The following is an 11,948-nucleotide window of genomic DNA, read 5'->3' as shown; positions in this document are numbered from 1 at the left end:
TGCCGATATCCCTAACCCAAGTTAGCGAATACGCACACGCTTTTTGTCACCCACAATTTTTTTCAATTCAGCTTTGAGTGCATCTACAAACTGATCCACTGACTCTTCTGTTTCCAGATAGACACTGCTGGAGGTTTTGCTGTAAATGCTAGCGACATCAACTTCTACCACTGGTTTCGGTGGCACTACGGCTGTCGCAGGCTGTACCGGACTCACAGCAGGTGCTGATGTAGCTGGGCTGGAGGTGGTTGCAGTGTTGGTTACACTCTCTGCTTTGCTCTGAGCCAGTTGTGCCGCTTTGGCCTGACGCTGAATTTCAGTCTGAACTTCTCGTTCCAGCTCATACAAGGCTTCATCAAAACGCTCGACGGCGGTTTGAGTTTGCAACATATAGATGGTGGACAGGCTAGTTTCCACTTCAATATCCGTTTTCAGCAGTTGTAGTGGGCGTAATAGCTTGTTACTCAGCTCAGCGGTAGCGATGCCACTGTTTTTAATCTCGGCTTCTAACTGCTTGATCTTGTCATCAATGTGTTCTATCGCCTGATTGCGCTTCTCAGTCAGCAATTGCTCATTGACGCCTTCCACTGTGCGAACCAAATCAGCCACTTTATTTAACAGGCCATAGGGCGATTCAAGGGTGGCAATGCGATGTAATTCAGAGAGGGCTTTTTTAGCTACCTCATCACTGCCCAGCGCCTGTTTGTTCTTCTCAAAATGACGTAAGGCCTGTTGCAGTTGCTGCCAGCTCGGCATCTGGTTACTGAAGAACTCATGAATATCACGATAATCTTCTTCCAGATCAAGATAGTCGTCCTTGTTCTCAACCACGGCCTTAAAGAAATCGAAGCTGTCGCTATTCGCCAGCAGACGTTCCAAAGTCAGAATCGACTTTTCAATCACTTTCTTGCCTGGGAACTGCCCGACATCAGTTTTACTCTTATACGACTTAAAGTTGGCTAACCAGTTTTTAAAATGTTGGGTATAGAATTCAAATAGCTCTTTTTCTGTCGCTGGTCCCATGGCCGAGAATAGGTCTTGGGTGAGTTGGCGTGCCTGTTTCAACACCTGATCATCAGTCTGGCGTTTTTTAATGATAGAAACATCACGGCGACGGCGGCTGTTCTGTAAAGGCTCAAAGGCCTCTTTCAGCTGCAAGGTTCCCCCATTCAACTGTAGTGAAATGCGCCCCATCGCAGCCAGCTGACCTACCAGCAGTAAAATCTCGGCATCTGGCCAGCCATAAGGACGTTTGGCAAAACGATCTATCACATCTGAGACTAGAATACGCTCTGTACCAGTGGCGCGTAGTGCAATGTACTGCTCCACTTCCTGTAGGGCTTTGGGATTGCTCTGACCGCCATCCAGAGACAATCCGAGTTGCGCCATATCATCCACAGTCAAGACGGCGTTCAGCTCACGCCAGGCATCCTGCTGATAGACCTGCAGATAGCTCAGTTTGGTATAGGTGTTTTCCAGCAAATAACGACAAGCCTCATCCAGCTTGGTGGAAGGGCTAGAAGATGAAAGTTGTAGATGTTGACCCAAGGCATAACTTTCCGCGTCCAGCAGCATTTCTTCGACCTGGGCACGCAGGCGTTTTTTACGTTCCTGATTCTCACGGCCACGGTCTGCCAGGATACGGCTGATATCGGATTGGGTACCATCATCATTTAAGCGGATGAATTTATTGGTTTTCAGCCAGGTGCGCAGTTCATTAAAGAACTGTTTATCGTCTGCCAGTTTAAACAGTACCTGCCCTTCGGCCTCGGCGCTCTTACCAATACAGAAAGCTTCTGTGTAGAGGTTATATTCCGTATCCAGTGGAGAAATGATTTCAACTTTCAAATCGCTCTCATACTTGCCATCCAGGCTATGACCATCCAGAAAACGACCAATCTGATAGTCCATCTTGTTGGCTTGATGGCGGTATTTGTTCTGATCCCTCAGTAAATCTTTAAAGATTAGATTAGCTAACTCTTTATTTTCTTCTGAAGCTGCTAAGTCAGTGGCTTTAATTTTACGGGTGATATCGCGTTCTTCATTGGTCAGGAACAGGAACTCATCACCATTCCTCGTAATCAGGCTCTCTTTTTCCAGACGCAGTAGGCTTTCTTCAATCCGCTTGCGTAATGCCAGCTTATCTTCATCAATTTTCTCAATCGACAAAGTCACCAGGTTATCCAAGGTACCTTTGATGATATCGACATAGCGGATCATGAACAGGGTACGCAGCATCTGCACATCAAAACCATCCAGGGTCTTATTCTGCCCTGCCTGGTCGATGGTACGCTTCACTGCAGTATCCAGGAAACCTTCGACTGAAGTATAGAAGCGGTGGAAAGGAACCAGGGCACCGACTTCATCTGTAGCAATCGCATTCGCGGCCATCTGGAACGCATCCAGCATGGACCGTTCACCATAGGCCAAGTGTGCACCGGTCGCACCGACTTTACGGATTTCTTCAAATACTTTTTGTACCAGCTGAAAGTGGTACGGCGCAAAAGGATAGTTATGAATAAAGCTGTCTGGCCCCTCATAGTTCTTGAGGGTTGGGCCTGAACGGTCAAAGGTAATCTGATTTTTTAAGATATCGCCCTTTTGCTCAAACACCGATCTGAGCAATGCTTCAGCTTCCGGGGTTTTACGTAATAAACGTTTCTGGATGACTTCATCGGTATTGGAACTGGACAGTGATAACCGGGTTTTAAAACGTCCAGCAATCTTGGAGAAGTCATTGGCTTTGGAAGAAGACATCTCACCTAAAACAGCATCGATGTCTGCCTGTGAGGTGACGATAATCCAAGCGCGGCCTTTACAGATCGTACCCAGGTTTTCAGTAATGGTTTGCAGTGTCAGCATCAAGCGGGTATCGCTGCCAATAAACTGCCCCACTTCATCGACCAAAAACAACATGCGTTGCTGGGGTCCTTTGCTGTCCAGGTATTCTTTCACCCACTGACAGAAGTTTTCGACCGAAACACTAAAGGTCTGCTCAGAATCCTCAAACCATTTATGCGCAGCTTCAGCAGATAAGTTGAGGGCTTGGGAAATTGCGGTTTCGACATCATCCTGATAGAACTGATAGCCATCACGCTCCTCTAGCCAGGACATGCCGCTGGATTCCTCAAAAGCCTGTTTAAAGCGTTCATAGACACCTTTCTGGCTCAGGTGACGTTCCATATGGGCAATATGTGGATGGTCAGCACTAAAACCCTGATACTCGTTAAACACACGTAAAAACACATTCAGGATCGGATTGCCGTCATCATTGGAGCTGGCTTTACTGTCGATGTTAAACAGGATGACATCGGCATGATGGCTAACGGCCTTGCCAATATCGGCACGGATAAATGCATCGCGGATTTTAGTTTCATCAAAGAATTCTGCAGCACTGCGTTCGTTACCTTCCGCATCGCGTACCACTTTATTGGCCAGAATATACGACAAGGTTTTCAGGAAATGTGATTTACCTGAACCAAAGAATCCCGAAATCCACACACCGACTCGGTTGGCAATCGAAGGATCGCTTAGGTCTGTGCCATAAGACTGGAAAAAGTCCCGAAAATGCTTTTCCAGTTCATTGGTGACCACATACTCGTCGAGTTCCTGATAAACCGTAGTATTGTCATTCTGGTCTGCTTTTACGACCCCGTTAATCGCACGATCTAATGGCTTGTAAAAAAGTTCTTTAATGTTCATCTCAATCAATTCCCCCGAATTTTTATTTCTATTTGCCGTGTTTAAGGCACTAATCTGAATGCTCTGTAGTAATTATTGCTTGGAATTTTTCCAAATAAACTCATCGCTTGACCGTCGTAATAACCTGGGTAAAACAGCACCACTGGCTTATGCCCCAGTAACGAATGCAAACTGTTCAATAAGTGATGGGCACGTAACAGTGGCCAAACCGACCCTACCCCAGTCATCAACACAATATCTTGCGCATTGGTAGCATATTTACTCACCAGATAGGGCGCGAACTTATCCATATGCAGTGGGCCTTTCAGCGCTTTGAGCAGCGCCTCATCGCCTTTGGCTTTTTGCATTTGAATGGCTTTATCGATGAAGTTACGCTCAGCCAGATAATCCACCACGGCTTGCAGCAGGTTGATATTCACCACCTTCAGCTGACTGTGTTTTTTCTCCAGCATCCCGTCTAGAAAATGCAGATATTCGCGCACTTTCAACTCATCTTCAGGTGCATAATCAAAAATCCAGAAGCCAATTTCATTACCCAGTCCTTGCCCGGTGAGAAACTCGGTTGAAAGTATTCGCTCTGGAATCTGATTTAGACGCTCATGTATTGTTTGACTCATTGCTGCCCCTCTACAACTACCGCGTCCATAGCGACACTTCCATAGATCTTTTAATGCGTTGTTTATAATGTTCTTCCAACAGGCTACGCAGCTCTGCTCTGACGATCACGCGCTGCAACACCAGCTTACGGGTACTTTTTAAGTAACCGGCTTCTGCCAGCATGCGAAACACCACCTGCCCCATTTTTTTCTTGCTGGACTCTTTCCAATCACAGATATCCGGATCACGTTGTGAGCGTTCATCCAAAAAATCTGACCAGATATAACTGTCCAAGTGTTGCGCCTGAGAGATATAGGCATCCCTCATCACCGTTTCCATAAACTCAAGCAGCAACAGGTTGCGTTCCAGTGCACCACAAAAAGCCACCTGGGTCGCCAGCTCATCATCCCCATCACGTAGTGCTTTCCAGAAATCAGGCTCTAAGCGCTCAAGACGCTTACGAATGGCAGTGGCGTTACGTTGGGCTGAAGCAGGCGTTCTTTTTTGCAGAATATTGTCAATCTGAATTGCCTGATGCCATTGTTCTGGAGTCGCTTCTCGTAATAACAGATCCGCGATCAGCCGGCTTTCACGCACCATCAGGGAGCCACCAATCAGGTCACTGTCATAATGAAATTGTTCTAACATGGTCAATCTCCTATGAGGCCTGATCAAACAGGTAAGACGACAGCTTTTCGATATCTGAGCGTTGTAGTACCAAGGGATATTTCAAGGCATCATCCGCCTCAGCCAGCGTGATCGCGGCCTGATATCGCTGCAAGGTATAGTGAGCCAGGGCTTTTTTCACCGGAATCTGTAATCTGCCATCAGGCATGCCGAAGTCTTTTTCGACCAGCGCTTTTTGAGCTTCATTCAATTTTGGATTAGGGATCAGCGTCAGTAGAATTTCTTCATGCCATTGCTGATCCTGAGCAGGGTCTACTGACTCAATCGCCACCACAACAGGTGTGCGATCAATTCTGGAGAGTAAAAAGTCCTTAAACTGCTTGCTCTGATGGCAATAGGCACGGACATGCCAGCGAAAACCGGTATACACCAGGGTATGTGGGGAAATCATGCGTTCATGCCACTGCGGATTCTGCATCGAGGCATAAATCATTTTTAAAGTACTTTGGTTGCGGCAGGCACGCAAAACTTCCCGAATCACTTCAGGACGTACACTGCGATCAGGTAATTGAACTGCTGCAAGATTCGGTTCTGGCATCGCAATCAGCGCATGCGATTCACTGACCAAGCCCGAGAGCATATTGAGATATTCATTGATATGTACGGTAGTCAGCACCGGTTGAAACGTGGCTTTAGGCACATAGCCTTTTACGGAGGGGTCATGAATCAAGGCATCGGGGTTATACAGCGTATTGTAACGCTTGATATCCGCAGAAGCCTGCTGTCGACTCAGCCCAAACCAGCTCATCAAACGATTGGTAACCAAACGACCTTCCCAGTAAGCAAGCAGCTCGATGGCTCGCATTCGTAGCAGGACTTCATGCTTATCTGTCGTCATATACCAATCAGTCAATAAATAGCAGCTTTAAGATTACCCTACAGCAAATATACAGTAAACATTTTTGACGGTATTTAAAGGTAGTATTGCAATCATCAGATAAAAAATATACTAGTATCCTGATGATAGCCGTCAAAGTACGATCTCTAGCAGATCATGGATCCTGGTATAGCGCGTGAATTGAGCTAAGTTTTAGAATGAGAGCAATATGGGTTTTAGATTTCGTAAAAGTATTAAATTATTCCCGGGTTTTAAAATTAATCTGACCCATAAAGGCATCAGCAGTGCTAGCATTGGCAAACCTGGTGCTTCTCTAAATATTGGAAAAAAAGGTACGCGAACCAGTGTCGGTATTTCAGGTACGGGACTATCTTACTCTAAACACCAGCCTTACTCTAAAAAGACCCGTGTTCCACAACCGACATCGCTAGAACACACGGAATATAATCCTCAGAATTTAGAACAACCGAGGACAAAGATCTGGCCTTGGATTATTTTTGGAATATTGTGTTTTATGGTGGGTGCCGTCATTTTTTAGCAAGAACAGCACTGTATTTTGATCAAAAAAAATGCCCAGATGGATGAATGGGCAAACTAAGGAATTAATATCCTTCAGAAACTCCAGCGCAATTCTCGCTACTTTCAGTAAGCGACTCTGGCTCAATCATGATAGTCTGACTCAATCGAATCGAGGTAAATCGATCCATCACAATTGGAGCAGAAATTATGCTTGAATACATTCTTGAATGATGCTGAAAAGTCTTTGAGTTTTAATTAATAAATAAGAGTATCCATGTCTACCCTCAACTTTACTTATTTTCAGATAGCAACCAATCGAGAGCACTCATTTTTACAATACCATTATAATTCGCTTCAGTCCCTATCGTGTCTAAGGTAAGCAAATACTTGGGATACGAATCAGAAATTTTCTGTAATGGACGTAACTCTCGGCTGAGTGTCTCCTCATTGAGCGTTTCTAATGCCACCTGATAATAAGTTAAATTCTGTAAAGTATCGACAGCAACAAAATCAATTTCATATTCATCAACCCGCCCTACATAGACCGTATAACCTCGTCTGACAAGCTCAAGATAAATCACATTTTCTAAGATATGACCTTGATCAGCATTAGCATCAGGCAACATAATCCGGCGCAATCCGACATCAACTAAATAGTATTTTTCAGAGGATTGTAATAACTCACGCCCGCGTACTTTAAATTGTGCGGCACTATAAAATAACAAACTGTCCTGTAAGCCCTGAATATAGCGTTTTACTGTTTCAAATGAAATCTTAACCCCACTTGAAACAAAGGTATTTTTAATTTTATTGATGGAAATGGGTGAGCCTGTCACGCTTGCTAAATATCTTGCGACACGCTCGAGAGAGTTAATATCGGCCGTATTCAAACGGGGAATAACATCTTTAAACATTACACTGGCATAGACCGCTTGCAAGTAATCATAAGTTTCCTGCTGGCTAGTCATGGCAAGCGTATAAGGGAAACTACTGCGCGTATACATGGCATACAAATCACGATTGGATAATTGTTGGATGATCGGATTATTTTCAATATGCCACTGTTTAAATTCTTGGAATGACAGAGGTAGAACGTGTTGCTCTATATAGCGTCCTGTAAGTAAAGTCGCAAGTTCTCCACTTAGAAAGAATGCATTTGAGCCTGTAATATATAAATCGATATAATCCCGAACATATAAAGAGTCGACTACTTTCTCAAAATTTGTAACATGTTGTATTTCATCTAAAAAAACATAGTTTTTTTTGCTTTTATCAACTTTAGACAGTACATAATCATGTAGTTTACGGTAATCTGTGAGTTCTTCAAATTCCATAAATTCGAAATTGATAGCAATGATGTTTTCGGCTTGTACACCCTGTGCTTTTAGGTCTTGTTGAAACATCGCTAACAAGGTGGATTTTCCAGAGCGACGTACACCCGAAAGCACTTTAATGACATCACGGTCTTGCCATGTATTCAGAAATTTTAAGTAGCCATCACGTCGAATATTAGCGCTTCGCATTGTTTACACTTCAAATCTAAAGTTTTAATTAATTCTATCAAAGTTTAGAACCTAGATGTAAAAATATTCAATTTTAAAAAAAGTTTAAAGTTTAAGTGAAACATTCAAAGCTACTGTTGAAGCATGCAAACAGTAGATCTGATAAAAATCCAAATTCTGTCTTTTTAATTATTTTCCATGTCATGTTATGTCATTGATGCTGCGACTTAACTGCTATATAAATTAAGTGAAAAGTAAAAGGAATTAATATGTTAACTAGAGTGGAACTCATTTTTGTTGTGCTGATGGTCTCAGCCTTAATCCTAATTGCTTATGAAATGCTAAAAGGTTTATTTTAGAGCATCTATACAATTTTTGATCAAAAAAAAGCCCACAGAGGGAATCTATGGGCGAAACTAAGGACCTTGACGGTCATTCAGAAACTACAGCTAGTTTCTGGTTGTGATTCTTGACTGAATTAAAAATAACCACATTGGCTGAATGTATCAAAAGTTAAATCATGTGATTAATGATTGATACATCTGCAAAAATGAGCTCATCGCTCTGTTGATTAATACAGTAATTCACCAAACAAATCCGCTCTAATCTCTTCCAGACTCAGATCTGATTTCATTCTATTACAGATGGGATGAACCAGCAGACCATTCTCTAGAACACCTTGCCCACCTACGGCTTTGGCAATCCGATGATCCGATTCAGTAGAATCAAGATAGATCAATCCATCACAAATGAGGCAAAAGTTATGATTACCCACCAGAAAATTGTGCTTAAGCAGACTCTTGGTTAATGCCGAAAAGGCCTTGGGCTTTGACCGAGAAATTGGACTAATCGACTCCACATATCCCACCACATGCTTGACGACTGCATCATCATAACCACCCAAAAATCTTTCGACATAAAACTCATTAAAGTTTATGTACTTGAAGGCCTTAGACATGGACAGAATAAAGGTATTCAGGCATTCCTCATCATCAAAATCAACTTCCATTTCCAAGCTTAAGCAAATAAAGGCTTTATAGACAATTTGTAGCCGATCATAGCCCTTGATACCACTGCCGAACTTGCCGACCGTTTCAGTAGTCGCCACGGGGAAATTAGCAATCAAGAACTCAATACTACGGCGTACCCGGGTGAAGTCCTTGAAACTAATCGTTCGATGATGAATCTGCATGAGGCTTTCATGAATTTCATACACAATTGAAAACCATGCAAGAAAAGAAGTAATCTGAAAACGCTGGTCCTTATAAAAATATAAGTATGGATGAAAGCCCAAACTCGGAACCCCAGTATTTTTTACAGGCGTCGCTATTCTGCAAAGAATGGTCAACAGATGCGACATCAGGTTTTCAACGCGTTCCCCCTGATTCAGACTCATAATATTATGAATCTGATCACCAGCAATGATATTCATCAACTCATTGACCAAGCCAATTTTTTTGCCATGACTCATTTCATTGTCTAATAAAATGGTCGAAAAAAGGAGCTGATGGATCCTCTCCCCTAACTCAATCAGCTCATTTAAACGTGTATATTGGAGCTCTTCCAAGTTAGATTTATTGTCATTGATATAACAACAGGCATAGATCGCATAATACGCGTCACTACCGCGACTTCTGAGATGATATTCCTCATATTTATCTAGACGTTTAGTATCTGAGTTAATCGATTGAAATACCCGTCGCGCATCTTCCGGGGTCCCCAGTACCTGCCGGAAACTGATTTTAATATCGCCTAATTTCGATTTTTTTTCTGCGAATTCGGCATCAGTACAAATTTTTTGAAAATCAGCAAGATCTCCTAAATAATTGCGGAGGTAACGAATATCTTGTTTTTGTTGATCATTGAAATTAGGTGCTTGAGGGACTTGCTCATCCGCAAAATATCTATTGATCCATGCATAAATACAGGAAAGACGATGTGCCCCATCAATAATGTAAATATTGCCGTGTATATCTTTCCAATACAAAATGCATAAATTGATGTTTTGATCTTCTGTGCAATCCTCAATAAAGTTTGCAATTTCTTGCACGCTCCAACATTCCGTAGAACGCTGGTTATCCGCCTTAAATAAACATTTGATGATTGGATGCTTTTCAAAATCAGTCAGTGCCACTTCAAAATTGTCACGCTGCATTGAAGGTGACATTTCTTCTGGCAACATGACTTTACGCTGAATAATATTGGTCAATAGTCGTGTAGAACCCATTTCTTATTTTCTCCAGGCAACACTTTCCTACTTTCGCTCAAGTACGAAATTTGAAAATGTATATAGTTCGATTTGGTTAAAGCTGTGAACTAAATGACCGTCAATATCCAGTCAGCGCTAACAAAAGAAGCTTAAGAGAAATGGGTACTTTTAAGATGATATTTTTCATATTGTAATCTCGTTGATCAATGTGAAATTTGCCAACATCTTTTCCACGAGATGGTGGCAAACCAAATAGGGGTGGAAATACCGCTCAACGAAACGGCCAGTCATAGACTGCCCTACTTGGCCTGCCATAAAGCATTGCCATGCAGACACAAAAGAGCCACTAAAAGTGACTCTTTAGTACGTTGAGATGCGGGTTTCCACGCCCGATTACAGATTTTGCTGTAACGTAATTATCATATGGGTATCTTTTTCTTTGGTCAAACCAAATTAGAATTTTTTATTCATTTTTTAGTGATATTTTAAAATTGAATGCTGGCTTAATTTTTTCAAAATTTTAGCCGAAAAATCCCTGTATTTTACCTACATACAAGGATGCGTGTTTAGCTCAAAATCTATGCTGCATACTTATAGAAGGTTTACCTAAGCTAATTAATTTATCTTCTCCATTTTTTGGTATCTCATTAAAATCTAAAAATAATCATATTGGTGGACTCCCAAGCCTTTGCTTTGTAAAACAGCAGTTTTAAAAAGCAAAGGCTTGGGCTATTTTTCTGAAATATATTTGCTTAGGCTATTTAAAATTAGCTTATAAAATCAAACCAAAAACACAACCCAGTTTTCTACGCTGTATTGGCTTTGTTGCACAAAGATTTCATAACTATATGATTTTAAAAGTTTTGATTATTTTTTGATCCAAAATTAAATTTATTTAAATCAGATGCTTACATATTTATGCAACAAAGCCATTTAATCGCCAAACCAAATCTACTCCTCGCTATGCCACGTACAATGTTGACTGATCAACACTGGTCTAAGTTAGATGTGTGATTCATAGACATCATTTCAATATAATTGGTGTCTATGAACATAAAATTCAATAACTTAGTCTGTTTTAGATCAATATATACAAACCAAATTTCAGCATCTTAATACATAGGATGCTGTTCTCAAAAAATGGGCTACTTAATTTTTAAGGAAGTTAAAAATGATATGGCTGCCGATTGACATCAGCAGCCATACACAGGGGCTTATGGTTGAGGAAACTTTAAAGTAGTGTATTCACACCGATTACTTTGCCATTAAATTCAGCCATCGCATCAATCAGCACGTCCCATAAATACAAGGACGCAGAACGATCACATAGAATGCTAAATTTCGGACAAATCTCATCGCTGACATTCAGCACAATGGCATTAATTCTTGCGACTGAAGTTTGCACAATCTGACCTGGCTTGAATTCTTCTGCGCTTAAGTCTACTGCACAAAGCTTCGCCATAATGGCAGAGACATTATCTCCGGTAAGCATCATCCAAGCATGACTATCCTGGCGTGGCAGTAAATAATTAAGATATTCATCCATCTGCCACTCAGCTTCAAGTGCTGTAACCTTGTCACCAAAATGATTGAATGACCCTAAAATCAGATATTCAGTTGCAGAAAGACGCCCCACAAAGCTGCCATCGTCCTGAGCAAGTACAGTATTGGGTATTTCTGGCGTACGATATCCCTTTTCCTGCAAATAGGTCGCTGCATCTACACCGCGGAATCCCACACGAGATAAATGGGTTAAATCAATCAGGCCGCAGCGCTTAAGCTGCTCCTGCTGATTAGATGTAGTTAGAAAATATTTGCCTGAACCATAAGCATCATATTTTTCAAACGTGCGCTGGATTAAACTGCGCTCTGCCTGATATAGATTGTGCATCGT

8 protein-coding genes are annotated in these 11,948 nt (G+C 41.9%); 1 reads left to right on the top strand and 7 read right to left on the bottom strand.

Going from position 1 to position 11,948, the window contains the following annotated elements; all coding sequences use genetic code 11:
• Nucleotides 1-21 precede the first annotated feature (21 nt).
• Genes brxC through P253_RS14195 form a run of 4 tightly spaced genes read right to left on the bottom strand, consistent with a single transcriptional unit; the run spans nucleotide 22 to nucleotide 5,824 of the window.
• Nucleotides 22-3,702 carry a BREX system P-loop protein BrxC gene (brxC, locus tag P253_RS14210; RefSeq protein ID WP_016658783.1) on the bottom strand — a complete coding sequence of 1,227 codons (3,681 nt, stop codon included), beginning with the start codon at nucleotides 3,700-3,702 and terminating at the stop codon, nucleotides 22-24.
• A 41-nt stretch (nucleotides 3,703-3,743) separates the two neighbouring features.
• The gene (locus P253_RS14205) at nucleotides 3,744-4,319 is read right to left on the bottom strand and encodes a DUF1788 domain-containing protein (protein WP_002010699.1); all 576 of its coding nucleotides are present in this window, start codon (nucleotides 4,317-4,319) and stop codon (nucleotides 3,744-3,746) included.
• A 16-nt stretch (nucleotides 4,320-4,335) separates the two neighbouring features.
• On the bottom strand, nucleotides 4,336-4,947 hold the full coding sequence (locus tag P253_RS14200; RefSeq protein WP_016658784.1) for a DUF1819 family protein: 612 nt from the start codon (nucleotides 4,945-4,947) through the stop codon (nucleotides 4,336-4,338).
• Nucleotides 4,948-4,957: 10 nt separating this feature from the next.
• The gene (locus P253_RS14195; protein ID WP_004781048.1) at nucleotides 4,958-5,824 is read right to left on the bottom strand and encodes a BrxR family helix-turn-helix transcriptional regulator; all 867 of its coding nucleotides are present in this window, start codon (nucleotides 5,822-5,824) and stop codon (nucleotides 4,958-4,960) included.
• Between the two features lie 208 nt (nucleotides 5,825-6,032).
• On the opposite strand from P253_RS14195, the gene P253_RS14190 reads away from it, so the two are divergent.
• The gene (locus tag P253_RS14190; protein ID WP_016658785.1) at nucleotides 6,033-6,362 is read left to right on the top strand and encodes a DUF4236 domain-containing protein; all 330 of its coding nucleotides are present in this window, start codon (nucleotides 6,033-6,035) and stop codon (nucleotides 6,360-6,362) included.
• Nucleotides 6,363-6,633: 271 nt separating this feature from the next.
• Here P253_RS14190 and P253_RS14185 read toward each other — a convergent pair whose 3' ends face one another.
• The 3 genes from P253_RS14185 to P253_RS14175 all read right to left on the bottom strand — a co-directional run bounded on the left by P253_RS14185 (nucleotide 6,634) and on the right by P253_RS14175 (nucleotide 11,945).
• Nucleotides 6,634-7,866, bottom strand: coding sequence for an ATP-binding protein (locus tag P253_RS14185; RefSeq protein WP_001255534.1), 1,233 nt, complete (start codon nucleotides 7,864-7,866; stop codon nucleotides 6,634-6,636).
• 550 nt (nucleotides 7,867-8,416) lie between these two features.
• A complete protein-coding gene (locus tag P253_RS14180) occupies nucleotides 8,417-10,072 on the bottom strand; it encodes an HNH endonuclease signature motif containing protein (RefSeq protein WP_016658786.1) in 1,656 nt (551 codons plus the stop codon).
• A gap of 1,213 nt (nucleotides 10,073-11,285) precedes the next feature.
• Nucleotides 11,286-11,945: a sarcosine oxidase subunit gamma gene (locus P253_RS14175; protein ID WP_016658787.1), complete on the bottom strand. Its 660-nt coding sequence runs from the start codon at nucleotides 11,943-11,945 to the stop codon at nucleotides 11,286-11,288.
• Between the last annotated feature and the right edge of the window lie 3 nt (nucleotides 11,946-11,948).

Source organism: Acinetobacter indicus CIP 110367, from assembly GCF_000488255.1.
GTDB lineage: Bacteria > Pseudomonadota > Gammaproteobacteria > Pseudomonadales > Moraxellaceae > Acinetobacter > Acinetobacter indicus.
The sequence above is the reverse complement of the archived record's forward strand: the minus strand, read 5'-3'. Positions and strand labels throughout refer to the sequence as shown.